A 24,335-nucleotide genomic window follows, 5' to 3' on the forward strand; every position below is an offset into this window, starting at 1 on the left:
TGGGGCGACCGTGCCCGGCGTAGGGATCAAGCCTGACCGCCCGAAGCCGGGCACGATCGCCCCAGCCCCACCGCAACCGCCCCACAAAAACAAGTGGGAGTGAGCCGACAGCAAGTGGGAACAAGAACGGGCGTGGGTCGGTTGTACCGAGCGTCGGTGTGATCCAGTGTCCCCGGGCCTCACCTAATTTGCCTTCGCGGAATACCGTCCGGCTGGAGCCGCGTCGCGCCACTCGCCGAGAGGCGACCTGCACACCGACACCCACGCACCGCCCCCGGCCCCGTCAACGGGCCGGGGGCGGTGTGCTGTTTCCCGAGTTCTGTCGGCCCGCCTGTCCGACCGCGCCCCGCTGCCCTAAGGTCAGGGGGAAGGATCAAGGGCGGAGGTGACGAGCGTGGGTCTGCGGGACGTGTTGTTGGGCTGGCCGGTGTACCGGCAGCTCACGGGCACCGATCCGCTGGGCCGGGGCGCGGCGGCGCAGTCCGCTCGTTCGGCCGGGCTCACTGCGCGCACCGAGGACGCCGACCGGGTGGCCCGCTCCGTCTGCCCGTACTGTGCGGTCGGTTGTGGGCAGCGGGTCTTCGTCTCCGACAACCGGGTGACCCAGATCGAGGGCGACCCGGACAGCCCCATCTCCCGTGGTCGGCTCTGCCCGAAGGGGTCGGCGAGCAAGAGTCTGGTGACCAGTCCGCTGCGGCAGACGACGGTGCGGTATCGGCGGCCGTACGCCACCGAGTGGGAGGACCTGGACCTCGACACGGCGCTGGACATGATCGCCGACCGGATTCTCGCCGCGCGTGCCGAGACCTGGGAGGACGTCGACGCCGAGGGTCGCCCGCTGAACCGTACGTTGGGCATCTCCAGCCTCGGCGGGGCGACGCTGGACAACGAGGAGAACTACCTCATCAAGAAGTTGTTCACCGCGATGGGGGCACTTCAGATCGAGAACCAGGCGCGGATTTGACACTCCGCCACCGTCCCCGGTCTGGGGGCCAGCTTCGGTCGCGGCGGCGCGACGGTTTTCCAACAGGACGTGGCGAACGCTGACGTCATCGTCATCCAGGGCTCGAACATGGCCGAGGCCCACCCGGTGGGCTTCCAGTGGGTGATGGAGGCGCGTAAGCGCGGGGCGAAGGTGTTCCATGTCGATCCCCGGTTCACCCGGACCAGCGCGTCGGCTGACACGTACCTGCCGATCCGGGCGGGCTCGGACATCGCGTTGCTCGGTGGGGTGGTCAACTACATCCTGAGCAACGAGTTGGACTTCCGGGAGTACGTGCTGGCGTACACAAACGCGGCGACGATCGTCAGCGAGGACTACGTCGACGCCGAGGACGCCGACGGTCTGTTCTCCGGGTTCGATCCGGAGACCGGCAGCTACGTGCAGGACAGCTGGCAGTACGCCGGGCACGAGCGGGATTCCGGCAGCGGCCACACGGCGACGGAGCGGGACACGGCCGCCGGGTTGCGGCACGAGTCGCATGGTGCGCCGATCGCCGGGCAGGTCGAGCGGGACGACACGTTGCAGCATCCGCGCTGCGTGTACCAGATCCTCAAGCGGCACTTCGCCCGCTACACGCCGGAGATGGTGGAGCGGGTCTGTGGTCTGCCGCAGGAGAAGTTCCTGGAGTTGGCCCGCGCGTGGACGCAGAATTCGGGTCGGGAGCGGACCGGTTGCCTGATCTACTCGGTGGGCTGGACGCAGCACAGCGTCGGCGTGCAGTACATCCGTACCGGCGCGATCATCCAGTTGTTGCTGGGTAACGTGGGTCGCCCCGGTGGTGGGGTGTTGGCGCTGCGTGGGCATGCCAGCATCCAGGGGTCCACCGACATCCCGACCCTGTTCAACCTGCTGCCGGGCTATCTGCCGATGCCGCACCACGCCCAACATCCGACCTTCGACGACTGGGTGGACGCCATCCGGCACCCCGGCCAGAAGGGTTTCTGGGGCAATGCGCGGGCGTACGCGGCGAGTCTGCTCAAGGCGTACTGGGGGGACGCGGCGACCCCGGACAACGACTTCTGTTACGGCTATCTGCCTCGGATGACCGGTGACCACGGCACCTATCAGCAGGTCCTGGACATGATCGACGGGAAGATCAAGGGCTATTTCCTGCTCGGTCAGAACCCGGCGGTCGGTTCGGCGCACGGTCGGGCGCAGCGGCTCGGCATGGCGAATCTGGACTGGCTTGTGGTCCGGGACCTGTTCATGATCGAGAGTGCGACGTTCTGGCAGCGTGGCCCCGAGGTGGCCACCGGTGAGATCGTGCCGCAGGAGTGCCGTACCGAGGTGTTCTTCCTGCCGGCGGCCTCGCATGTGGAGAAGGAGGGCACCTTCACCCAGACGCAGCGGTTGGTGCAGTGGCGGGAGAAGGCCGTGGACCCGCCGGGTGACGCCCGTTCGGAGTTGTGGTTCTTCTACCACCTGGGCCGCAGGCTGCGGGAGAAGCTGGCCGGGTCGGCGTTGCCGCGCGACCGGGCGCTGCTGGACCTGGCCTGGGACTATCCCACCCACGGTCCGCACGACGAGCCGGACGCCGAGGCGGTGCTGCGGGAGATCAACGGGTACGAGGTGGCGACCGGCCGTCCCCTCGCCAGCTTCGCCGAGGCCCGTGACGACGGTACGACCGCGGTGGGCTGCTGGATCTACGCCGGGGTGTACGCCGACGGGGTGAACCAGGCGGCGCGTCGGCGGCCCGGTCGTGAGCAGGACTGGGTGGCGGCCGAGTGGGGTTGGGCGTGGCCGGCGAACCGGCGCATGCTCTACAACCGGGCGTCGGCCGATCCGCAGGGCCGGCCGTGGAGCGAACGTAAACGGTACGTGTGGTGGGACGAGTCGGCGGGCCGGTGGACCGGTTACGACGTGCCGGATTTCGAGGTGACGAAGGCGCCGACGTACCGGCCGCCGGAGGGTGCCACGGGTCCGGCCGCGTTGGCCGGCGACGATCCGTTCGTCATGCAGTCCGACGGCAAGGGCTGGTTGTTCGCGCCCAGTGGCGTGGTCGACGGCCCGCTGCCCACGCATTACGAGCCGGCCGAGTCGCCGGTGCGCAACTCGTTCTACGGTCAGCAGGACAACCCGACCCGCAAGACGTACCGGCATCCGGTGAACTCGATAAATCCGAGTCCGCCGCAGGAACACAGCCAGGTGTTCCCGTACGTGTTCACGGTCAGCCGGTTGACCGAGCATCACACCGCCGGCGGGATGAGCCGTACGGTGGCGCCGTTGGCGGAGTTGCAGCCGGAGATGTTCGTCGAGGTGTCCCCGGCGTTGGCGGCGGTGGCCGGGCTGACTCATCTCGGCTGGGCGCACCTGATCAGCGCCCGTGCGGTGATCGAGGCGAAGGTGCTGGTCACCGACCGGCTGGTGCCGTTGCGGGTGGACGGTCGGGTGATTCACCAGCTGTGGTTGCCGTACCACTTCGGGTTCGAGGGGTTGGTGACCGGCGACTCGGCCAACGACCTGTTCGGCATCACCCTGGACCCGAACGTGCTGATCCAGGAAAGCAAGATCGGCACCTGTGACGTGCGGCCGGGGCGCCGCCCCACCGGGCCGGCGTTGCGGGACCTGGTGGACGATTACCGCACCCGGGCCGGCATCGTGGCCGGTGCCGTGCCGCCGGCGGTCACCCCCGGCGTGCCGATCGACAAACCTGGCGAGACAGCGGGCGAGCGGGAAACCGGCGCTGACGAAAGAGGGGACCGGTGATGGTCGACACGGATGACCGGTCGACGCCACGGGACCCGGCGACGGGTGCCGGTTGGGTCGACGCGCCGCCACGGATGGGGTTCTTCACCGACACCAGCGTCTGCATCGGCTGCAAGGCGTGCGAGGTGGCCTGCAAGGAGTGGAACGGCGTACCCACCTCCGGGCTGGACCTGCTCGGCATGTCGTACGACAACACCGGGGCGTTGACCGCGAACTCGTGGCGGCACGTCGCGTTCATCGAGCAACCCCGGCCGGCCGCCGCATCGGAGCAGGCCGACACCACCACCCAGTTCCTGGGAATGCCGCAGTCCGGGCCGCCGGGGCGTACCGGCACGGCCGAGGGGCGCAGCGATTTCCGCTGGCTGATGATGTCGGACGTGTGCAAGCACTGCACCCGGGCCGGTTGCCTGGACGTCTGCCCGACCGGGGCGCTGTTCCGCACCGAGTTCGGCACCGTGGTGGTGCAGGAGGACATCTGCAACGGCTGCGGCTACTGCGTGTCGGCCTGCCCGTACGGGGTCATCGACCGGCGGGTCGACGACGGCCGGGTGTGGAAGTGCACCCTGTGCTACGACCGGATCGGTGCGGGCATGACGCCGGCCTGCGCGCAGGCCTGCCCCACCGAGTCGATCCAGTACGGCCCGCTCGACGAGTTGCGGGAGCGGGCCGCCGCCCGGGTCGCCACCCTGCACGAGCGGGGGGTGCCCGAGGCCCGGCTCTACGGCCACGACCCCAGCGACGGCGTCGGTGGTGACGGTGCGTTCTTCCTCCTGCTCGACGAGCCGGAGGTGTACGGTCTGCCGCCCGACCCGCAGGTGCCCACCCACGACCTGCCGAAGATGTGGAAACGTGCGGGGGTGGCGGCGCTGGCCATGGCGGCGGGCGCGGTCGTGGCGTTCCTCGGAGGGAAACGGTGAGCAGTCAGCAACCGCCGGTGGGGGAGCGGTTCCGCCGGTCCCGCCAGCGGCGCGACGCCGGGTTGGCGGTGCCGCCGGCCGAGTTCAGCTCCTACTACGGGCGGCCCATCCTCAAACCGCCGGTGTGGACCTGGGAGATCGCCGCCTACCTGTTCACCGGCGGGGTGGCCGCCGGTTCGTCGCTGCTGGCCGCCGGTGGGCAGTTGACCGGCCGGCCGGCGATGCGGCGTGCCGGGCGGGTCGCCGCGTTGGCTGCCGTGACCGCCAGCGCCGGGCTGCTGGTCAAGGATCTGGGTCGGCCGGAGCGCTTCCACCACATGCTGCGGGTGGCCAAGCCGACCTCCCCGATGTCGGTGGGGACGTGGATCCTCGCCGCCTACGGGCCGGCCGCCGGGCTGGCCGCGATCGCCGAGGCGGCGCCCCTGCTGCCGCGCCGGGGTCCGCTGGGGCTGGTCCGCCGGGTGTTGCCGCCGGTGGGGCGGGTCGCCGGGTTGGCGGCGGCGGCGACCGCGCCGGCTCTGGGCACGTACACGGGGGTGTTGCTGGCCGACACGGCCGTGCCGTCGTGGCATGAGGCGTACCCCCATCTGCCTGTGGTGTTCGCGGGCAGCGCGTTGGCCAGCGGCGCCGGTGTGGGTCTGATCGCCGTGCCACCGGCGCAGGCGGGGCCGGCCCGGCGGATGGCGGTGGCCGGTGCCGCGCTGGAGTTGTACGGCGCGCATCAGGTGGAGAGCCGGCTCGGGCTGCTCAGCGAGCCGTACCGGACCGGTCGCGCCGGTCAGCTGTTGCGGGCCGGGCGGACGTTGACCGCCGTCGGGGTGGCCGGTGCGGTGCTGGGTGGTCGCAGCCGGGTGGTGGCGGCGTTGTCCGGTGCGGCGTTGCTGGCGGCGTCGGTGGCCACCCGGTTCGGGGTGTTCCGTGCCGGTGTCGCCTCCGCCCGCGACCCCCGGTACACGGTGCTGCCGCAGCGGGAGCGGCTTGCGCGGCGGCGCGCCGCCGCGACCCCGTAGCGTCAGCGTTCGGCCACCTCCCGGCCTGATCACCAGCTGGCTGTGATCAAATGCTGGGTGGAGGCGTTCAGGTGGCTGGTGCCCCTCCCGGTCTTCAAAACCGGTGTGGTCCGGGACCCGGGCCAGGCGGGTTCGATTCCCGTCCGTCTCCGCCAACGCTGCCGAGGAGATGACCCGATGGGCGACGGTTGCGCCGACCCACGGCGTCGGGTGCCGCGCACCGACGCGCTGCTGGCCGAGCCCCGGTTGGCCGCGGCCGTCGTCAGCCTGGGCCGGGACCGGGTGAAGGCCGCCGTGCGGCAGGCCCAGGACCGGGCCCGCCGCGGCGAGATCGACCCCGATCAGGTACGCGACGCCGCCCTGGCCGCGTTGCCGCCGGCCGCGCCGCGTGCCGTGCTCAACGCCACCGGGGTGGTGCTGCACACCAACCTGGGTCGGGCCGCGTTGTCGGACGCGGCGGTGACCGCGATGGTCGCCGCCGCCGGGCACACCGACGTCGAACTGGACCTTCAGACCGGGCGGCGGGCCCGCCGTGGCCGTGACGCGCTGGACGCCCTGGCCGCCGCCGTGCCGCAGGCCGAGGCGGTGCACGTGGTGAACAACGGTGCCGCCGCCCTGGTCCTGGCGGCCACCGCGTTGGCCGCCGGCGCCGAGATCGTGGTCAGCCGAGGTGAACTGGTGGAGATCGGTGACGGGTTCCGGCTACCCGACCTGATCGTCAGCACCGGGGCGCGGCTGCGGGAGGTCGGCACCACCAACCGGAGCACCCTTGCCGACTACGCCGACGCGATCGGCCCGGACACCGGGTTCGTGCTGAAGGTGCACCCGTCGAACTTTCAGGTCAGCGGCTTCACCTCGGCGGTGCCGGTGCGACGGTTGGCCGACCTCGGGGTGCCGGTGGTCGTCGACATCGGCTCCGGGCTGCTCGCTCCCGATGCGTTGCTGCCCGACGAGCCGGACGCGGCGAGCACCCTGACCGCCGGGGCGGCGCTTGTCACCGCCAGCGGCGACAAGCTGCTCGGTGGGCCGCAGGCCGGGCTGCTGCTCGGCCGCGCCGAGCTGGTGGATCGGCTGCGCCGCCATCCGCTGGCCCGGGCGTTGCGGGTGGACAAACTGACCCTGGCGGCGCTGGCGGCCACCCTCGGTGATCCGGCCACACCCACCCGGGCCGCGCTGCACACCGACCCGGCGAGTCTGCGGGAGCGCACCGAGCGGCTGCGCGAGGCCATCGCGGCCGACGGGCACAAGGTCGAGGTGGTGCCGTCGGTGGCGGTCGTCGGTGGCGGCGGCGCTCCCGGGGTGGAGTTGGACTCGTGGGCGTTGAGCCTGCCGGAGCACTACGCCCGTCCGCTGCGCACCGGCGAGCCGCCGGTGCTGGGTCGGGTCACGCACGGGCGGCTGCTGCTGGACCTGCGGTGCGTGCCGCCGCACGCCGACGACGCCATACGCGCCGCCGTGCTGGCCGTGCCGGGAGAACACTGACCATGCTGGTGGTGGCCACCGCCGGGCACGTCGACCACGGCAAGTCCACCCTGGTGCGGGCACTGACCGGGATGGAACCGGACCGGTGGGCGGAGGAACGCCGCCGGGGCATGACCATCGACCTCGGGTTCGCCTGGACGACGCTGCCCTCCGGCGCCACTGTCGCGTTCGTCGACGTGCCGGGACACGAACGGTTCGTACCGAACATGCTCGCCGGTGTCGGTCCGGTGCCCGCCGCCATGGTGGTGGTCGCCGCCGACGAGGGCTGGATGCCGCAGTCCGCGGAGCACCTGGCCGCGTTGGACGCGCTCGGGGTCGCGTACGGGCTGCTGGTGGTGACCCGCGCGGACCTGGCCGACCCGGGGCCGGTCCTGGAGCGCGCCGGTGCGCACCTGGCGGCGACCTCGCTGCGCGACGTGGAGGCGGTGGCGGTCAGCGCGGTCACCGGTGCCGGGCTGCCGCAGGTGCAGGCGGCGCTGGACCGGCTGGCCGCCCGGCTGCCCACCGCACCGACCGACGGCCCGGTACGGCTCTGGGTGGACCGCAGCTTCACCATGCGCGGCAGCGGCACCGTGGTCACCGGCACCCTGGGCGCCGGTGAGCTGCGGGTCGGCACCGAACTGGTGGTGGCCGGCAGCGGCGAGCCGGTGCGGGTACGTGGCCTGCACCGGCTCGGTCAGCCGTGCGAGCAGGTGGGGCCGGTCGCCCGGGTGGCGGTCAACCTGCGCGGGATGCCCCGGGACCGGATCGCCCGGGGCGACGCCCTGCTCACCCCCGACGGGTTCGCCGGCACCGACCTGATCGACGTGCGGCTGGCCGGTGATCCGGCGGCCGACCTGCCCGCAACACTGACCCTGCACATCGGGTCGGCGGCGGTGCCGGTGCGGGTACGCCCCCTGGGTGTCGACACCCTGCGGCTGCGGCTGGCCCGGCCGCTGCCGCTGCTCATCGGTGACCGGGCGTTGCTGCGTGACCCCGGCCGCCATCACGTGGCCGGTGGACTCACCGTGCTGGACGTCGCGCCGCCGCCGCTGCGTCGCCGTGGTGCCGCGGCGGCCCGGGCAGCCGTGTTGGCGAGCATGGACGGCCGTCCCGACCTGGCCGGCGAGCTACGCCGTCGGGGCCTGATGCGCGCCGCCGACCTGCGTCGGGCGGGGGTGCCGGTGACCGGGTCACCGGTGTGCGGGGACTGGTTGGTCGACCCGGAGCACTGGCGGCAGCTGGGTCGCCGCCTCGCCGACGCGGTCGCCGAGCATGCCCGCCGGCATCCGCTGGAGCCGGGGGCGCCGGTGGAGGTGCTGCGTCAGCGGCTGGAGCTGCCGGACCGGGCGCTGGTGGAGGCGCTGGTGCGGGAGCCGCTGCGGTTGGTGGCCGGCCGGGTCGGCACCGCCGACACCGACGCGGTGCCCGAGCCGGTGGCTCGCGCGTTGGCGCTGCTGCACGAGGAGTTGACGACCCGACCGTTCCGCGCACCCGAAGCCGACCGGCTCGCCGCCGTCGGGCTGGGCACCCGCGAGATCGGTGCCGCGGTACGCGCCGGTGTGCTGCTGCGGCTGACCGGCAACGTGCTGCTGCCCTCGGATGCGCCGCAGCAGGCCGTACGGGTGCTGGCCACCCTGCCGCAACCGTTCACGCTCAGCGCGGCCCGGCAGGCCCTGGACACCACCCGTCGGGTGGCGGTGCCGCTGCTGGAGTTGCTGGACCGGCAGGGCGCCACCCGTCGGCTGCCCGACGACACCCGGATGGTGGTGGACAGTTGAGTTGGCGGCATCCGTCGGCCGGCGGGCCGGTGCAGCGCCTACCGTGACGGCATGGACCCGAGCGCGGTCTGGCGGGACCGGCAGCACCGGTGGCGGATCGAGGCGTACCGGGCACCGGATCTGCGGTTCGCCATCTTCGCCACGAACGGCACCACCGAGTCGGCGCCGCTGTGGCTGTTCGGCATGTCCGCGTTGGCCCGCTGGCTGATGAGCCACAAGATCTCCCTCGACGACCTGGAGACCGACTGAGCTCATCGCCCGGTCGAGGGACCTGCGGCGAAATGCCCACAACCGCCCGGTGTGCGCCTTTACCGTGCCAGCTGTGAAGGACCGAGGTATCCGCAAGCTGTTCGCGGTGCTGGCCGGCCTGGCGGTGATCTACTTCGGCACGACCGGCCGTTCCCCGGAGGAGGGCAGTGGGCTCTCCGGTGGGCTGGTGGTGCTGGCGTTGCTCGCGTCGCTGCTGGTGTGGCACCTGACCAAGCCCGGCGGCAACGCCGCCAAGTGAGTGTCGGTGGGCTCAGCCGGCGGCGACACTGCGGGTGATCTGCCCCGCCGACTCCTCGCCGAGGGCCACCCGCACCAGCGCCGAGGCCAACCGGCCGAACTCGCCCTCGTCGACCAGACCGGCCAGCCGGTCCGTGGCGGCCGGCAGACCGAGCCGCTTGGCCCCGGCGACCGCGCGTCGGTCGGCGTACGGTCGCAGTTGCGGCCAGACCGTCTGCACCTCGCGCAGGAAGATGTCCGCGCCGGTGGGGCCGATGCCGGGGAACTCGACGAGCAGGCGGCGCAGCTGGTCCTGGTCACCGTCGGCCTGCCGGCGCAGCCGCCGCAGGTCACCGTGCCAGCGGTCCAGGCAGAGCCGGGCGCCGGTGCCGAGCATCGTCGCGGTCCGCTCGTCGTAGCGGCGGTAGTGGCCACGACCGAGCGCGTCGACCCGCTGCTGCCAGCTCGCCGCCTCCATCGCCGCCGGGGTGCGGTATCCGGCGGCGAACAGTTCCCGGGTGGCGGCCACCGCCACCTGTGCCCTGATCCGGGTACTGAGCAGCGTCACCAGCACCAGCAGTTGATAGAGCGGTGCAGGCCGGTCGGCGAGGGAGATCCCCGCCTCCTCGGCGTACGTGCGGCGAGTCAGCAGGGCCCGCGCGACAGCCCGTTGGTCACCCATCGCAGGGAGATACCCGCTGCGCGGCCAAGCAGTCCCGGGCCGCAGCGCCGGCTACGGAATGCGGTCGACGGCGATGGGTAAGCCGCTCGTGGACGTGGTCGACTGTCGCGTCCCGCCACTTGGCGAAGGGAGACGACCATGACGAACCCGCAGCAGCAGGAGTTGCGCCGCAACGCCCTGGGCGCCACCAGTCAGGACAGCAAGGGACCGGCTCCGACCGGTCATCCGCGTAACCGTGGCACCTCGCGGGCCGACGCCGGACGTCCGGTGCCCCGGGGACAGGTGTCGCCGTACGGGCCGACCGGGCAGCCGGTCGCGCAGGACGAGAGCGACCGGGACTAACCTCCGGTCGCCGTTGACGGCCGCAGCCGGTTCCAGGTGGCTGCGGCCGTCAGCCCGTACGCGAGGTGCGGCAGCAGGTCGGCGAGCCAGTCGCTGCGCCGCCAGGTCCGCGGGTCGGTGACGCCGAGCAGGGTCAGCGTCCCGTCGGCGAGGGTCATCGCCCCGCCGCCGAGCAGCGCCGCGGCCCGCAGCACGGGTTGCCGCCGACCCCGTGTCAACGCCGCGAAGCCGACGGCGGCGGCCACGCCGAGCCCGTACCCCATCAACGCGCCGAGACCGGAGAGCCGGTTCTCGGCCCGTCGTGGTGACCCGAGGTCCAGGTGAGCCACGTCGGCCACCCGACCAGCGCTCTCCTGCGGGCTCTGGCTGGCCGGTCGGGCCCGTACCGTCATGTCCACGTAGGTGGCGACGTTGAGGGCGGTGGTGCCCACCGCCCCCGCGATCAGCCCGTCGGTGAGCGCGCTGCGGCTCACTTCGGGTCACCCGGTTCACGGTTGCCCTTCGGGCCGTAGGTGCGCTCGCCCCGGGCGATGCCGCGCTGACCCCGTTCGTCCTGCAGGATCCGGTTGGCGGCCTCGTCGGCCCGTTCGTCCGTGACGCCCCGACCGGAGTTGTCGAGGGCGTTGCGCAGGCGGGCGCGTTGCTTGTCGTAGGCGTTACTACCAGGCCTCGGTCCAGGCATCGCTGTCTCCTCTGGTGCTCGCCGGTCACGTACGCGCCCCGTCTACCCGCCTGGAGGGGGGCCAACCCCGTCCCCCCGGACCACCGCGACCGGGCAGTGGCTGTGGTGCAGCATCGACCGGCTCACCGACCCCAGCAGCAACCCGGTCAGCTCGCCGCGCCCCTGACCGCCCACCACCAGCAGTTGCGCCGTACGGGAGGCCTCGGTGAGCACCTTCGGGGCGCGTCCCCGCACCGATTCACGGCGAATCGTCACGTCCGGGTAGCGGTCGTTCAGCCCGGTGATGGACTCCGCGAGTGCCCGCTGCTCCTCGGCCTGCAGCTGCGACTCGTCGTACACCAGGGGTTGCATGTCGCCCGGGCCGGTCGAGGCGGGATGCCGGTAGGCGTGGGTCGCCACCACCGTGGCGCCGCGGAACGCCGCGGTCTGCACCGCGAACTCCACGGCCCGCCGCGACACGTCGGAGCCGTCGACCCCGACCACGATCGGTCCCTGCGGGTCGGCGGCACCGCGGGCCACCAGGACCGGGCAGCGGGCGTGCGCGGCGACGGTCACCGCGACCGAGCCGACCACCAGGGCGGTGAAGCCACCCAGCCCACGGTCGCCGAGGACCACCAGCGCCGCGTCGTCGGAGGCCTGCAGCAGGACGGCTGTCGGCGCACCGTCGACGATCTCACCGGTCACCCGTAGGCCCGGCGCGGTGGTCTGCGCCTCGTCGACGGCGGCGGTGACGAGTTGGTGGGCCTGACCGCGCAGCCCTCCGTCGGCCGGGCCCTCGGTGCCCGGGGTGAAGGGGGAGTGCAGCGACGGCCAGATGAAGGCGTGCACCACCCGCAACGGTCGATGCCTGCGCGCCGCCTCCGCCGCGGCGAGCCGTACCGCGGCGAGTGCCGCCTCGGAGCCGTCCACGCCGACCACCACCGCCGAGTCCACCGCCACCCCCGTCTGCCGGTTTGCGTCAGTATCGCGGGCCGCCGCAGGTCAGCGGGGCTATACCGGCCAGGGGACCGATGTCGGTACGCTGACCCCGACCGCCGGGGGAGGGAGCGTCGTCGATGGTGGAGCCCGACCAGCCGAGCACGGCACGGATGATCGACTTCTGGCTCGGCGGGACGCACCACTACCCGGTCGACGTGGCCGCGGCACACGCCTTCGAGCAGGCGTACGGGCCGTGCGCGCCGGTTTTCCGGGCGCTGCGGGCCTTCCTCGGCCGGGCCGTACGCGCGATCACCGCGACCGGTGTGGACAGCTTCCTGGTCTTCGGCGCGGGGGTGCCGACGATGGGCAACGTGCACGAGGTGGCTCCGGAGGCGACAGTGCTCTACACCGACGTGGACCCGGTCACCATCCGCCTCGGGCAACGCCTGCTGGCCGGCAGCGACCGCGCTGGCTACGGCTACGGTGACGCCACCGACATCGGCACGATCGATCCGGCGTTGCTGCACCGCTTCGTGCCGGGCTGGGGTCGACGGCCGGTGGGTGTGGTGTTCCTCGGTCTGGCCGCCTTTCTCGACGACGAGACCCTCGCCCGTACGCTCGACGAGTTGTACCGGGCGTCGGCTGTGGGCAGTCACCTGGCCATCGACTTCGACACCGAGGAACTGGCCGGCCACCCCGAGGCGCTGGCCATGATGGGGCCGGCGTTCCGGATGCGGTCACCGGCGGCGTTCGCGCCGCTGCTGGGGCGGTGGACGCCCACATCGGAGGGAATCGTCGCGGTGTCGCACTGGCGGCCGGACGGGGCGCCGGAGGAGGTGCCGGACGCCTTCCACGGCGTGGTGGCGGTGCGGTCGGCCGGGTGACCCGGGGTCGCCCCACCTCCGTATGATGCTTGCCCCAGGGCAAGTATTTTTCGGAGGATGGTCATGGCGGATGCGCTCACGGGGATCTCCCGCGCCCTGCGCGAGGCCCCGCCCGACCGGGTGGTCGAGGCCGCCGACCAGGCCATTCGTTCCGTACTCGGTGCCTTGGGCACCGCCGTGTTCGTCGCCGACTACCGGATCAACGGTCTGTGGCCGGTGCTCGACGCCCGCCAGCCGCAGGTCGCCGGTCAGGCGGTGCAGAGCATGGTGCAGCGCTGCTTCAGCAGTCAGCAGTCGGTGCGCGGCAGTGAGCCGCAGGGCCGCTGCCGGCTCTACCTGCCGCTGACGGTGTGGGGGGAGCGGCTGGGTGTGCTGATGGTCGAGTTGCCGCAGGCCCCGTCGGAGGAGATCGTCGCCGCGGCGACGGACATCGCCGGTGAGGTGGCCATGGCGTTGCGCGCCGCGGACCGGGAGACCGACAGGTACCGGCGGGCCCGCCGCCGGGAGCGGCTGAGCATGGCGGCCGAGTTGCAGTGGGAGTTGCTGCCCGGACGCGGCATCAGCCACGAGGCCTTCCAGGTGGCGGGCCAGCTCGAACCGGCGTACACGGTCAGCGGTGACCACTTCGACTGGTCGTTGAACGACGACCGGCTGACCGTGACCGTGCTCAACGGCGACACCATCGGGCTCGCCGCGGCCTTGCTGACCGCGGTGACGGTCAACGCGATGCGCAACGCCCGCCGCTCCGGCGGCGGACTCGTGGAACAGGCCGAACTGGCCTCCGACACGGTCTACTACCAGCATCGTGGGCACCGGCACGTGGCCACCGTGCTGCTCGAACTGGACTGCACGACCGGGCGGGTGCGGGCCGTCGACGCGGGCTCGCCGCACCTGATGCGGTTGCGGGGTGGCGCGGTCACCCGCCTGGTGCTGGAGCAGCAGTTGCCGTTGGGCATGTTCGCCGAGACCCGGTACGACCTTCAGGAGTTCGACCTGGATCCGGGGGACCGGTTGTTCGTCGTCTCCGACGGTGTGTGGGGGGCCGATCCGAGCGGCAAGGAGGCGTACGGCCAGCGGGCGATGGCCCGGTCCATGCGGGCCACGCGGTTGCAGCCGCCGAGCGAGGCGGTCGGTACGGTGATGCGCGAGTTGCAGGCCTTCCACGCCGACGCCGACCTGCGCGACGACGCGGTGGTGGTGTGCCTGGACTGGCACGGCGGGGGCGACCGGGCGGACGGTTGACGAGTAGGCAGCAACCCACACCCCACAGCATTCATCCTAGGACGCTCTACGCATGGTGACCACCATCACCTCGACACCAGACATCCCACCTGGCGCTGCTGCAAGGCGGGTCCCGCACCGAGGCCCGATATAGTGGCAGCGCATTCCGCCGGTTCGCGATCTTCGACAGCGGACGGCAGGGCCAGGGACGATCCCGGATCGGGATCACAGGGGGAGTCGGCGTCAGCCGACGGGACAGCGCGTACGACCGCCGGCGGACCAGGGGCCCGCGGCGGACCGGCGTGCCGCGAAGGAGGTTCGGTGTCGCGTCGGCCCGCTCGAACGGAGCCACCCCAGGGCGCCGACGCCGGTGGAGAGCACCGCGTACTGACCGTGCCGAACGTGATCAGCTTCGTGCGGCTGGCCGGTGTCCCGTTGTTCCTCTACCTGTTCCTCGTCGCCCGCGCGGACGTGGCCGCGGTCGTGGTGCTGGCCGTCGGCGGCACCAGCGACTGGGTCGACGGTTGGATCGCCCGTCGCCTGCGCCAGGTCAGCCGCCTCGGTGAGCTGCTCGACCCGCTCGCCGACCGGCTGTACATCCTCGCCGTCCTGATCGCCTTCACCGCCCGGGACGTGGTGCCCTGGCAGTTCACCGCGGCCCTGCTGGCCCGGGAGGCGCTGCTGCTGGTGTCGCTGGCGGTGCTGCGCCGGCACGGCTACGGTCCGCCGCCGGTGCACTACGTCGGTAAGACCGCCACGTTCCTGCTGCTCGCGGCCTTTCCGCTGCTGCTGCTGGCCGCGACGGTGTCGGCCACCACGGCGGTCGCGCACCCGATGGGCTGGGCCCTGGCCTGGTGGGGTCTGGTGCTCTACTGGGTGGCCGGCGCGTTCTACGTGATCCAGGCCCGCCAGCTGGTGCGGGCGGTACGGGGACGGGGAGAGGCATGAGCGAGCGCGTGGGTGACGACGACGAGCGTCGCGGCGTACGGACCTTCACTCCGGACTTCCTGACCGAGTTGTTCCGTAACCCGTTGGATCCGGGTTACGCCGACGCGGCGCAGGCGCGGGCGCGTCGCGGGCGATCGCCTCGACCCGGCTGGACGGTGAGTCCGGTGAGCCTGGTGTTGATCGTGCTGCTGGGTTTTCTCTGCGCGGTGGCGTACCGGCAGACCACGGCCGAGGAGTCGGGGCGGGCGCAGGCCCGCTCGGGTCTGGTGGCGCAGATCAAGCAGCGGCAGGCCGACACGGACGCGATGTCGGAGCGCGCCGACCAGCTGCGCGATGAGGTGAACCGGCAGCGGGAGGCGCAGCTGAGCGGTTCGCAGGCGTCGCGGCTGCGCAATCTTGCGGCAAGCACCGGTCTCGGTCGGGTGCGCGGTGACGGTGTGGTGGTCCGGTTGGAGGACGGCCCGAGTGGTCAGGATGGCCTCGGTGGGGCCAACGTCGGCCCGTCGCAGGTGCTCTACAGCGACCTTCAGGGGGTGGCCAACGACCTGTGGGGTGCGGGGGCGGAGGCGATCGCGATCAACGGGCAGCGGTTGACGGCGACCTCGACGATCCGCAACGCGGGTCAGGCGATCCTGGTGGACTTCCGGCCGGTGACCGGGCCGTACGAGGTGTCGGCGATCGGTCCGAGGTCGATGCGTGAGCGGTACGAGGCCAGTCGGAGCGCATTGACGATGCGCAAGGTGGCGCAGGACACCGGGTTGTCGTTCGGTGTGCGGCAGGTCGATGACCTCACGTTGCCGGCGGCGCCGGAGCCGCGGCTACGCTACGCGGAGCCTGCGGTGAGTCCGAGTGTGTCGCCGTCGGGTAGCGGGTCCCCCAGTCCCTCCGGAGGTGGTCGATGATCGCGGTGCTGGCTCTGCTGGCCGGTGTGGTGCTCGGTCTGTGGTTGGATCCCACGGTGCCGGCGGCGTTGCAGCCGTACCTGCCGATCGCGGTGGTGGCGGCGCTGGACGCGGTGTTCGGTGGGGTCCGGGCGAAGTTGGACCGCATCTTCGATGACAAGCAGTTCGTGGTGTCGTTCATCTCCAACGTGCTGGTGGCGGCGTTGATCGTGTATCTGGGTGACCAGTTGGGTGTGGGTGGGCAGTTGTCCACCGGTGTGGTGGTCGTGTTGGGTGTGCGTATCTTCGGAAACGTGGCGGCGATCCGCCGGCACCTGTTCCGGGCGTAGGTTTGTGGCGTGACTGACGAGCACACCGAGACGGGTACGGGGTGGCCGCAGCCGGCGGGTCCGGTGCGGCCGGATGGTCCGGCGGGTGAGCCGGATCCGCGGCCGGAGGCGCCGGATCCGGACGAGCTGAGTCCGTTGTCGCCGCAGGGGCGCCCGCCGCAGGACGATGCGCCGGCCAAGGGTGGGGACGAGTCGGCGGCGGGGTCGTTCGCGGCGGCGGTGGCGGCGGGTTGGCGGCGGTTCGGTTCCGCGACGGTGATGATCAGCGTGTTGCTGGTGTTGTTGGGGTTCACGCTGGCGGTGCAGTTGAAGACCACGTCGACGGATTCGTCGTTGGCGGCGGCGCGCCAGGAGGACCTGGTGCGGATTCTGTACGACCTGGAGGCGCGGGACGTTCGGCTGCGGCAGGACATCTCGACGTTGGAGGAGAGTCAGCGGCAGTTGCGTTCGGGTGAGCAGGGGCGTCAGGCGGCGTTGCAGGAGGCGACGCGGCGGGCGGACGAGTTGGGGATTCTGGCGGGTACGTTGCCGGCGCGGGGTCCGGGTCTGGCGGTGCGGTTCCAGGCGGGTGCGAAGCCGATTTCGGCGATCCGGGTGTTGGATGCGGTGCAGGAGTTGCGGGGTGCCGGCGCGGAGGCGATGCAGATTTCCGGTGGTGACCGGGCGTCGGTGCGGATCGTGGCGTCGACGTACTTCCTGGACGGGGAGAACGGCTCGTTGATCGTGGATGGGCGTCCGTTGTCGGGTCCGTTCACGATCACGGTGATCGGTGATCCGGCGACGATGCGTACGGGGTTGAACATTCCCGGTGGGGTGGTGGCGTCGGTGGCGCAGGACGGCGGTAACGTGATCGTTGAGGATCGTGAGGTTGCCGAGGTTTCGGCGCTGCACGTGCCCAGAACACTGGAACACGCCCGTCCGGTCGGTTAGGCCTGGTGGGCCGGCATCGGTGAGGTCCGGTGTCGCGATGGATGAGGACGCTGGTGATTCCTGAGGATCTGCGTTACACCGCTGAGCATGAGTGGGTGGCGGCCGCTGACGGCGGGGCCGTGCGGGTCGGCATCACTCATTTCGCGCAGGATGCTCTCGGCGACATCGTGTACGTGCAGTTGCCGGAGGCCGGTGCGGTGGTGGCGGCCGGTGAGCCGTTGGGTGAGATCGAGTCGACCAAGAGCGTGTCGGAGTTGTACGCCCCGGTGGCGGGTACGGTGTCGGCGCGTAACGAGGTGTTGGCCGACACGCCCGAGGTGATCAACACGGATCCGTACGGGTCGGGTTGGTTGGTGGAGATCGCTGTGGCGGATCCGGCGGCGGTCGACGGGCTGCTCACCGCGGACGCGTATCGCGAGTTGACGGAGAGCTGAGCGTTTTGCTGTGTCGGCGCGTTGGTGTCTGTGCCGCGCGTCCGGTTGCCCTGTTTTTCGGCGCTGGCTAGGCTCGCCCAGTCGACCGAGAACCCATTTGTTGAGCGTCGCGGACAGCCTTTCGAGGCACGGAGAGCCAGCCGCCGGGGGGATGTGCGCCCCGGCGGCCAGACCCGCCGTCACCCGACGCCGACCGAAACAGATCCGTGAGGTGGTCCCATGACTCGCCCAGGCGACGAGTTCCCCCCGCTCGACGTCACGTCGACGCTCAATCTCGGTTCGCTCGAAGAAGCGTTGGAGGGGCCGGACACCGATGTGGTGCCGAGCCGGATGTCCGGTTCGTTGCCGCCGGGGATGGCGCTGCTGGTGGTTCGTCGGGGTCCGAACGCGGGTGCGCGGTTCCTGCTGGATCACGATGTGACGACCAGTGGCCGGCACCCGGACAGTGACATTTTTCTCGACGATGTGACGGTGTCGCGTCGGCATGCGGAGTTCCACCGTGATGGTGGGACGTTCACGGTGCGGGACGTGGGCAGTTTGAACGGCACGTACGTGAACCGGGAGCGGGTCGAGGCGGCGACGTTGACCAACGGTGACGAGGTGCAGATCGGCAAGTTCCGGGTGGTGTTCATCGCCGGTCCGCGCCCTGAGGGCGAGGCCGGCCGGGGGTGAACGAGCCTGCGGCCTCGACGCCGTCCGGGGCGGGTCGCGCCCAGCCGTTGATGAGCATCGGCGAGGTGCTGGCCCAGCTGCGGGTGGATTTTCCCGACGTGACCATTTCGAAGCTGCGGTTCCTTGAGGCCGAGGGCCTGGTGGAGCCGCAGCGCACGGCGGCGGGTTACCGGAAGTACGGCTGGGACGATGTTGCGCGGTTGCGGTTCGTGTTGACCGCGCAGCGGGATCAGTATCTGCCGTTGCGGGTGATTCGTGAGCAGTTGGCGGGGTGGGAAGCCACGGGTGAGGTGCCGGAGCGGTCCCGGCCGGCGTTGGTGGCGGTGGGTCCCGATGGTGAGGTGCCGGGGCGGGGCGCTGGTCCGGAGTCGGCTCAGGTGCGGCTGGGTCGCTCGGAGTTGGTGTCGCGCAGCGGGATCGACGAGTCGACGTTGGGGGAGTTGGAGCGGCTCGGGCTGGTGGTGTCGGATCCGCCGGGTTGGTACGACGGCGATGCGTTGATCATCGCGAAGGCGGTGGCGGGGCTTTCGGCGTACGGGTTCCAGCCGCGGCATCTGCGGGGTTATCGGACGGCGGCTGACCGGGAGGTCGGTTTGTTCGCGCAGTTGGTGGCGCCGTTGGTGCGGCAGAGTGATCCGGCGGCGCGGGCGCGGGCGGCGGAGACGGCGCGGGAGCTGGTGGGCTTGTCGCAGCAGTTGCATGCGGCGCTGGTGCGGGTGGGGTTGCGCTCGACGTTGGGGCGCTGAGGCGGCTGTGTGTGGTCGGATCTGCCCGGCCGTGCGTGGCGTAGGCTTGCGGGGGTAACCCCTCTTCTGGCGCGGTTGTTGGTGCGGGAAGCGCATGGGACGGCCGTGTCGCGGTCCGTGTACCGTGCAGAGAAGGGCGCGGTGCGGCGTAGGTGACAACGACACGGAGGCGGCGGTGCGCGAGCTGAGCGTGGTCGGGGTTCGGGTTGAGTTGCCCAGTAACCAGCCGATCGTCCTGCTCAGGGAGGTCGAGGGGGACCGCTATCTGCCGATCTGGATCGGCGCGGTGGAGGCGACGGCGATCGCTTACGAGCAGCAGGGTGTCAAGCCGGCCCGGCCGTTGACTCACGATCTTCTGCGGGATGTGTTGGCGGCGTTGAAGGCGCCGTTGCGGGCGGTGGAGATCACTGAGCTGAAGGAGAACGTGTTCTTCGCTGATCTGTTGATCGGTGACGGGCTGCGGGTCTCGGCGCGGCCCAGTGATTCGATCGCTTTGGCGTTGCGGGTCGGTGCGCCGATTCGTTGTGCCGAGCAGGTCCTCAGTGAGGCGGGGATCGTGATCCCTGACGAGCAGGAGGACGAGGTGGAGAAGTTCCGGGAGTTCCTGGAGCAGGTGCGTCCGGAGGATTTCGCCGGCTGAGCTGGTGGGCCCGGGTCGCGGGCTGGTTGCTGCTCGCCCCACACTGGCGGTCACTGTCGGTGAGGGTGATGCTCGTCGCTGTCGATGCGCGGCGTGTCGCGATGGTTTCTCCGTGGTAACGCTCGACGGTCGCTATAGGGTTGCCCGTGTCGAGGGGTGCGCGTCTCAGAGACGACGTGTCACCGCACTGACGGGGAGGTTGTCCAGATGCACGAGCCGCGGGATTCCGATCCGGTGAGCGGGCTGGACGAGTCGGGTGGGACACCCGGGTCGGCGACTGACAGTGACGGTGCGGTGGGGTACCGGGGTGTGACGGCGTGCCACGCGGTGGGCATCAGTTACCGGCAGTTGGACTACTGGGCGCGTACGGCGTTGGTGGTGCCGAGTGTGCGGGATGCGTCGGGTTCGGGGACGCAGCGGTTGTACTCGTTCCGCGACCTGGTGGTGTTGAAGGTCGTGAAGCGGTTGTTGGACGCCGGGGTGTCGTTGCAGAACATCCGTAAGGCGATCGAGGCGTTGCGTTCGCGTGGTGTGGCGGATCTGGCGGGCATCACGCTGATCTCCGATGGGACGACGGTGTACGAGTGTCGGTCTCCGGAGGAGGTGGTCGACCTGTTGCAGGGCGGCCAGGGGGTGTTCGGCATCGCGATCGGTGGTGCGTTCAAGGAGATCCAGGGGTCGTTGTCGCATCTGCCGGCGGAGCCGGCGGGGGTGGCGGTGGAGCCGGACGAGCCGCAGGAGCCGGCGGTGGGTGACGAGTTGGCGGCGCGTCGGGCGCGGCGTCGGGCGGGCTGACTGCTCGGTCGGTCGGCTGAGTCGCGACCGTCATGTGGTGGTGCCACCCGTGGGTGTGCCGGTGAGGGTTTCCATTCTTTGGTTTTTTCTCGATCACGTTGAGTGTTGTTCTGGTCGCCGGTGTCGGTCCGGTGTGGTGGGTCGCGGGCCGGCGGGTCGGTTTGTCGGTGCTGGCCAGTGCCGGTGGTCGGGGTGTGGGCCCAGTGGACGGTGACCGCTTTGCGTGTCCGTCCGATGACGACCAGTTTTCGGCGGTCACTCTTCGTGATTCTGTGTTGTCGGTCAGCTGACAGGTTGGTTCTGACGTGGGCGGCGCGGCACGCTATCGTCCGTCACGGTCTGCATGGCGTCGCTGTCGTAGCGTCGCGGCACGGTCGATGTCGGCAGATCGTCGTCGGTGCGCGTCGACGCGCCCACCCCTGCTGGACGGACGGAAGGAATGACCTGTGACGGTTACCGAGGAGCCCACGCCGGTTTCGCATTTCGAGCGCATCGGTGGGACCGGTTCGGTCAAGGCCGCTGTCGAGTTGTTCTACGACCGGGTGCTGGCCGACCCGGAGTTGGCCGGCTACTTCACCGAGGTGGACATGGCCGGGCAGCGTCGGCACATGGCGCAGATGTTGACCGTGGTGCTGGGTGGCCCGAACGAGTACCGGGGTCGTGATCTGGCCACGGCGCATCAGCCGTTGCAGATTCCGGTGGCGCACTACCAGCAGGTGGGCGGGCATCTGACGGCGGTGTTGACGCAGTTGAACGTGCCGGGTGACGTGATCACCGATGTGCAGGCGGTGTTGGCGCAGGTGCAGGACCAGGTGGTGGCCGGCGGGCGTCAGGCGGACGCCTGAGCGTGGACGTTTCCCGACTCAAGCGCAGCTGGTCGGCGGTTGCCGCGCACGGTGACCAGGTGCCGCTGTACTTCTATTCGACGCTGTTCCTGACCCATCCGCAGACCCGGCAGATGTTCCCGACGAACATGGCGGGTCAGCGGGATCGGCTGGTCGCCGCGCTCGGTCACATCGTGTCGCAGGTGGATCAGGTCGACCGGCTGGCCGGTTACCTGCAGGAGCTGGGCGCCGACCACCGCAAGTTCGCGGTGCGGGCGGAGCACTATCCGGCGGTCGGTCAGGCGTTGCTGGCGACGTTGCGGCATTTCCTCGCCGAGGCGTGGACCGACGAGCTGGCGCAGGACTGGTCGGCGGCGTACGGGCTGGTGGCGAAGGTGATGACGGAGGCCGCGCAGGCCGCCGAGGCGGTGCAGCCACCGTGGTGGGTGGCGGAGGTGGTCGGTCATGAGCGGCGGGGTTTCGACGTGGCGGTGCTGACGGTACGACCGCAGTACCTGTTGCCGTTCACGCCGGGCCAGTCGATCGGGCTGTCGCATCCGGCGTTGCGGTCGTGGCGGTACTACTCGCCGGCGAATGCTCCCCGCGCGGACGGCACGCTGGAGTTGCATGTGCGGGCCGTGCCGGGTGGTGCGGTGTCGTCGCGGCTGGTGTACGGGTGCGCGGTGGGTGACCAGGTGCATCTGGCGGCGCCGGTGGGGGACGGGTTGACGTTGTCCTCGGCCGGGTCGGCGAATCTGTTGCTGCTGGCGGCCGGTACCGGCTGGGCGCCGTTGAAGGCGTTGGTGGAGCAGGTGGCGGCCGAGGAGTCGCCGCGCCGCGTGGACCTGTACGTCGGGTTCCGTTCCCCCGGCGAGTGTTACGACGCCGAGGGGCTCGACAAGCTGGCGGCGTCGTATCCGTGGTTGACGGTGACGCAGGTGGCCGGGGTGGACCTGCAGCGGCCGGGTGAGTTCGTCTATCCGGTGGACCGGGCGTTGGCCGACGGTGACTGGCGGTCCCGGCACGTGTACGTGTGTGGTTCCGATGACGTGGTGGCGTTGACGGTGGCGGCGTTGACCCGGGCGGGTTATCACCGGGGGCAGCTGCACCACGAGGATCCGGGTCAGCGGTGGTACGGCCCGGCGTGGCGGTCGGCGGTGTCGACGTCGCCCGTCCCTGATGAGCGCGGAGGTGCCCGGTGAGTGAGTCTCGCAGTCGTGTCGGGGTGGCGGTGCCCCTCGGCCGGTACGACGGCACCGATTCCGTCGGTGGGGTGCCGGTGCGGATCACCGCGGACCGGGTCCGGCGGTGGGAGTTCGGTTCGTCGTCGTTCGCGCGGCGCGGCTACGACCAGGCCGACGTGGACCGGTTCCGGATGCAGGTGGCCGACGAGTTGGATCTGCTGGCCACCCAGGTGGCGAACCTGCGCGCCGAGAACGAGCGGTTGGGTGACCACGTGGAGTTGCACCGGCACGGGGTGATTCCGAGCGCGGAGCCGACGGCGTCGTTGCCGGCGACCAAGGAGGTGAATCTGCTGTCGGCGGCGCAGCGGGAGGCCGAGCAGATCATCGCGCAGGCGCACGACTATGCGCGGCGGGTCGCCGAGTACGCCCGCACCCAGTACGAGAGTTACGTGCGGGCGGCGGTGGAGCAGGCCCGCCAGGAGGCGGAGCGGGCGGTGCAGGATTACCGGGCGTCGGCCGGGGCGTCGTTCGACGACGGGGTGGCGGCGCGGGAGGCGTTGCGGATCTACGGCGAGATGATGATCTCGCACATGCGGGCGGCGGCGCGGCACCTCGACGACGGCAGTGCCCAGTTGGCGCGCACGATGGAGCGCATCGGCGCGCCGGCGGTGCCGGCGGGTGCGGTGCCGCGTCACCAGCAGCCCTGACCGTCCTCGCCGGCGCGCCTGGCTGGTCGGGGGCCTGCCGGCTGGGGCAGCATGGGTCGGGTGGCAGACGTGATCGAGCCGGTGGCGGGGCTGGTGGCCGGTGGTGAGGTGGTGGTGCTCAGCGGCGCCGGCCTGTCCACCGAGTCGGGCATTCCGGACTATCGGGGGCCGAGTGGGGTGGCCCGCCGGCACACCCCGATGACGTATCAGATGTTCGTGGGTGACGCGCAGGCCCGCCGCCGCTACTGGGCCCGCAGTCACCTGGGATGGCGGTTGATGGCGCAGGCGGCGCCGAACGACGGTCACCGGGCGGTGGCCCGGCTGCAGCACGGCGGCCTGGTGACCGGGGTGATCACCCAGAACGTCGACGGGCTGCACACCGCGGCGGGCAGCCGTGACGTGGTGGAGTTGCACGGTCGGCTCGACCAGGTGGTCTGCCTGGGCTGTGGGCAGCGCACGTCGCGGCAGGAGTTGGACGGGCGGCTGCGCCTGCTGAACCCGGATTTTACCGGCCGGGCCGCCGCGATCAACCCCGACGGTGACGTGGAACTCGACGACACCGAGGTGGCCGGTTTCCGTACGGTCGACTGCCGCAGCTGCGGTGGGATGCTCAAGCCCGACGTGGTGTTCTTCGGTGAGACGGTGCCGGCCGGGCGGGTGCGGGACTGTTTCGCGATGGTGGCCGGCGCCCGGTTGCTGCTGGTGCTGGGGTCGTCGTTGACGGTGTTGTCGGGGCGTCGGTTCGTCACCGCGGCGGCCCGGCACGGGGTGCCGGTGGTGATCGTCAACCAGGGGGCGACGCGGGGCGACGCACATGCCTTGCTGCGGGTGGACGCGCCGTTGGGGCAGGTGTTGCCGGCCCTGGCGCAGCGGCTGCTGACCGCCGGTGCGCAGCCGCCGGCAGTCGACGCGGTGACGCCGGCCGCCGGCTGAGCGGGGCACCCGACGGCACCTGCGAGGCGGGTCGGCCGGGGGTTCGGTGTGGGCCCGCGGGGGCGCTGGTAGCGTTGATCGTGCCGGTAGCACCCACGTGGGAGAGACCGTCCTGGCGTAGCCGGGTCGGCGCCGAAGGGGCAAATCCTCCCCGGAACCTCTCAGGCAAAAGGACCGCGTGGTGTCAGGCACTGTGGA

The 24,335-nt window shown here is 71.3% G+C and carries 26 protein-coding genes, 1 tRNA gene, 1 pseudogene and 1 riboswitch; of the genes and pseudogenes, 24 read left to right on the forward strand and 4 right to left on the reverse strand.

From position 1 onward, the window contains the following. Positions 1 to 394: 394 nt before the first annotated feature. The 8 genes and pseudogenes from fdh to C1A38_RS01525 form a co-directional block, all read left to right on the forward strand. Positions 395 to 3,602, forward strand: a pseudogene (gene fdh / locus C1A38_RS01495) (formate dehydrogenase); the annotation flags it as partial. A gap of 106 nt (positions 3,603 to 3,708) precedes the next feature. Next, complete coding sequence (locus C1A38_RS01500) at positions 3,709 to 4,626, forward strand: 4Fe-4S dicluster domain-containing protein (RefSeq protein WP_102656036.1); 918 nt, start codon at positions 3,709 to 3,711, stop codon at positions 4,624 to 4,626. Continuing rightward, positions 4,623 to 5,636 carry an NrfD/PsrC family molybdoenzyme membrane anchor subunit gene (nrfD, locus tag C1A38_RS01505; RefSeq protein WP_102656037.1) on the forward strand — a complete coding sequence of 338 codons (1,014 nt, stop codon included), beginning with the start codon at positions 4,623 to 4,625 and terminating at the stop codon, positions 5,634 to 5,636. The genes C1A38_RS01500 and nrfD overlap by 4 nt, the downstream gene beginning before the upstream one ends. A 59-nt stretch (positions 5,637 to 5,695) precedes the next feature. Next, positions 5,696 to 5,791, forward strand: a tRNA-Sec gene (locus C1A38_RS31035). Positions 5,792 to 5,813: 22 nt separating this feature from the next. After that, entirely contained in the window at positions 5,814 to 7,118 is a 1,305-nt protein-coding gene (selA, locus tag C1A38_RS01510) for an L-seryl-tRNA(Sec) selenium transferase (RefSeq protein WP_102656038.1), read from the forward strand. A 2-nt stretch (positions 7,119 to 7,120) separates the two neighbouring features. Beyond that, on the forward strand, positions 7,121 to 8,878 hold the full coding sequence (gene selB / locus C1A38_RS01515) for a selenocysteine-specific translation elongation factor (protein WP_102656039.1): 1,758 nt from the start codon (positions 7,121 to 7,123) through the stop codon (positions 8,876 to 8,878). A gap of 51 nt (positions 8,879 to 8,929) precedes the next feature. Continuing rightward, complete coding sequence (locus C1A38_RS01520) at positions 8,930 to 9,127, forward strand: hypothetical protein (protein ID WP_013733930.1); 198 nt, start codon at positions 8,930 to 8,932, stop codon at positions 9,125 to 9,127. 73 nt (positions 9,128 to 9,200) lie between these two features. Beyond that, on the forward strand, positions 9,201 to 9,386 hold the full coding sequence (locus C1A38_RS01525; RefSeq protein WP_102656040.1) for a hypothetical protein: 186 nt from the start codon (positions 9,201 to 9,203) through the stop codon (positions 9,384 to 9,386). Positions 9,387 to 9,398: 12 nt separating this feature from the next. Here C1A38_RS01525 and C1A38_RS01530 read toward each other — a convergent pair whose 3' ends face one another. Next, the gene (locus tag C1A38_RS01530) at positions 9,399 to 10,046 is read right to left on the reverse strand and encodes a hypothetical protein (RefSeq protein WP_102656041.1); all 648 of its coding nucleotides are present in this window, start codon (positions 10,044 to 10,046) and stop codon (positions 9,399 to 9,401) included. 138 nt (positions 10,047 to 10,184) lie between these two features. Between C1A38_RS01530 and C1A38_RS01535 the strand changes: the two genes are divergently transcribed. Then, positions 10,185 to 10,388: a hypothetical protein gene (locus tag C1A38_RS01535; RefSeq protein WP_102656042.1), complete on the forward strand. Its 204-nt coding sequence runs from the start codon at positions 10,185 to 10,187 to the stop codon at positions 10,386 to 10,388. On the opposite strand, the gene C1A38_RS01540 is transcribed toward C1A38_RS01535, so the two are convergent. The 3 genes from C1A38_RS01540 to C1A38_RS01550 are packed head-to-tail and all read right to left on the reverse strand — an operon-like array spanning position 10,385 to position 12,003. Further along, positions 10,385 to 10,861 carry a hypothetical protein gene (locus C1A38_RS01540; RefSeq protein WP_102656043.1) on the reverse strand — a complete coding sequence of 159 codons (477 nt, stop codon included), beginning with the start codon at positions 10,859 to 10,861 and terminating at the stop codon, positions 10,385 to 10,387. The two genes, C1A38_RS01535 and C1A38_RS01540, sit on opposite strands and share 4 nt — an antisense overlap. Continuing rightward, a complete protein-coding gene (locus C1A38_RS01545; RefSeq protein ID WP_013733925.1) occupies positions 10,858 to 11,070 on the reverse strand; it encodes a hypothetical protein in 213 nt (70 codons plus the stop codon). Before C1A38_RS01545 ends, C1A38_RS01540 begins: the two co-directional genes overlap by 4 nt. Positions 11,071 to 11,112: 42 nt before the next feature. After that, complete coding sequence (locus C1A38_RS01550; RefSeq protein ID WP_102656150.1) at positions 11,113 to 12,003, reverse strand: universal stress protein; 891 nt, start codon at positions 12,001 to 12,003, stop codon at positions 11,113 to 11,115. Positions 12,004 to 12,125: 122 nt separating this feature from the next. Here C1A38_RS01550 and C1A38_RS01555 point away from each other — a divergent pair, with 122 nt between their 5' ends. The 15 genes from C1A38_RS01555 (at position 12,126) to C1A38_RS01625 (ending at position 24,137) form a co-directional block, all read left to right on the forward strand. Next, a complete protein-coding gene (locus C1A38_RS01555) occupies positions 12,126 to 12,872 on the forward strand; it encodes an SAM-dependent methyltransferase (protein ID WP_102656044.1) in 747 nt (248 codons plus the stop codon). 63 nt (positions 12,873 to 12,935) lie between these two features. Continuing rightward, positions 12,936 to 14,114, forward strand: a complete 1,179-nt coding sequence (locus tag C1A38_RS01560) for a PP2C family protein-serine/threonine phosphatase (RefSeq protein ID WP_102656151.1) — start codon at positions 12,936 to 12,938, stop codon at positions 14,112 to 14,114. Positions 14,115 to 14,414: 300 nt separating this feature from the next. After that, positions 14,415 to 15,041, forward strand: a complete 627-nt coding sequence (gene clsA, locus C1A38_RS01565) for a cardiolipin synthase ClsA (protein ID WP_102656045.1) — start codon at positions 14,415 to 14,417, stop codon at positions 15,039 to 15,041. After that, positions 15,038 to 15,943 (forward strand): DUF881 domain-containing protein, encoded by a 906-nt coding sequence (locus C1A38_RS01570; protein WP_102656046.1) that lies wholly within the window; start codon positions 15,038 to 15,040, stop codon positions 15,941 to 15,943. The genes clsA and C1A38_RS01570 overlap by 4 nt, the downstream gene beginning before the upstream one ends. After that, a complete protein-coding gene (locus tag C1A38_RS01575; RefSeq protein ID WP_013733919.1) occupies positions 15,940 to 16,272 on the forward strand; it encodes a small basic family protein in 333 nt (110 codons plus the stop codon). Before C1A38_RS01570 ends, C1A38_RS01575 begins: the two co-directional genes overlap by 4 nt. Before the next feature lie 9 nt (positions 16,273 to 16,281). After that, positions 16,282 to 17,202 carry a DUF881 domain-containing protein gene (locus C1A38_RS01580; protein WP_102656047.1) on the forward strand — a complete coding sequence of 307 codons (921 nt, stop codon included), beginning with the start codon at positions 16,282 to 16,284 and terminating at the stop codon, positions 17,200 to 17,202. 53 nt (positions 17,203 to 17,255) lie between these two features. After that, entirely contained in the window at positions 17,256 to 17,636 is a 381-nt protein-coding gene (gene gcvH, locus C1A38_RS01585; protein ID WP_102656048.1) for a glycine cleavage system protein GcvH, read from the forward strand. A 219-nt stretch (positions 17,637 to 17,855) separates the two neighbouring features. After that, complete coding sequence (gene odhI / locus C1A38_RS01590) at positions 17,856 to 18,308, forward strand: oxoglutarate dehydrogenase inhibitor Odhl (protein ID WP_013733916.1); 453 nt, start codon at positions 17,856 to 17,858, stop codon at positions 18,306 to 18,308. A gap of 50 nt (positions 18,309 to 18,358) precedes the next feature. Then, positions 18,359 to 19,054, forward strand: a complete 696-nt coding sequence (gene ftsR / locus C1A38_RS01595; protein ID WP_199180050.1) for a transcriptional regulator FtsR — start codon at positions 18,359 to 18,361, stop codon at positions 19,052 to 19,054. A 175-nt stretch (positions 19,055 to 19,229) separates the two neighbouring features. Then, positions 19,230 to 19,694 (forward strand): bifunctional nuclease family protein, encoded by a 465-nt coding sequence (locus C1A38_RS01600; protein WP_102656050.1) that lies wholly within the window; start codon positions 19,230 to 19,232, stop codon positions 19,692 to 19,694. A 207-nt stretch (positions 19,695 to 19,901) separates the two neighbouring features. Beyond that, complete coding sequence (locus C1A38_RS01605) at positions 19,902 to 20,489, forward strand: MerR family transcriptional regulator (RefSeq protein WP_102656051.1); 588 nt, start codon at positions 19,902 to 19,904, stop codon at positions 20,487 to 20,489. A 446-nt stretch (positions 20,490 to 20,935) separates the two neighbouring features. After that, positions 20,936 to 21,334, forward strand: coding sequence for a group I truncated hemoglobin (locus tag C1A38_RS01610; protein ID WP_102656052.1), 399 nt, complete (start codon positions 20,936 to 20,938; stop codon positions 21,332 to 21,334). A gap of 2 nt (positions 21,335 to 21,336) precedes the next feature. Next, positions 21,337 to 22,515: a globin domain-containing protein gene (locus C1A38_RS01615; protein WP_102656053.1), complete on the forward strand. Its 1,179-nt coding sequence runs from the start codon at positions 21,337 to 21,339 to the stop codon at positions 22,513 to 22,515. Further along, on the forward strand, positions 22,512 to 23,204 hold the full coding sequence (locus tag C1A38_RS01620; protein WP_233196557.1) for a DivIVA domain-containing protein: 693 nt from the start codon (positions 22,512 to 22,514) through the stop codon (positions 23,202 to 23,204). Before C1A38_RS01615 ends, C1A38_RS01620 begins: the two co-directional genes overlap by 4 nt. A 51-nt stretch (positions 23,205 to 23,255) precedes the next feature. Continuing rightward, positions 23,256 to 24,137 (forward strand): NAD-dependent protein deacetylase, encoded by an 882-nt coding sequence (locus C1A38_RS01625; protein WP_102656054.1) that lies wholly within the window; start codon positions 23,256 to 23,258, stop codon positions 24,135 to 24,137. An 88-nt stretch (positions 24,138 to 24,225) separates the two neighbouring features. Then, positions 24,226 to 24,324: riboswitch (glycine riboswitch) on the forward strand. Positions 24,325 to 24,335: the final 11 nt, after the last annotated feature.

The organism is Verrucosispora sp. ts21 (genome assembly GCF_002879555.1).
GTDB lineage: Bacteria > Actinomycetota > Actinomycetes > Mycobacteriales > Micromonosporaceae > Micromonospora > Micromonospora gifhornensis.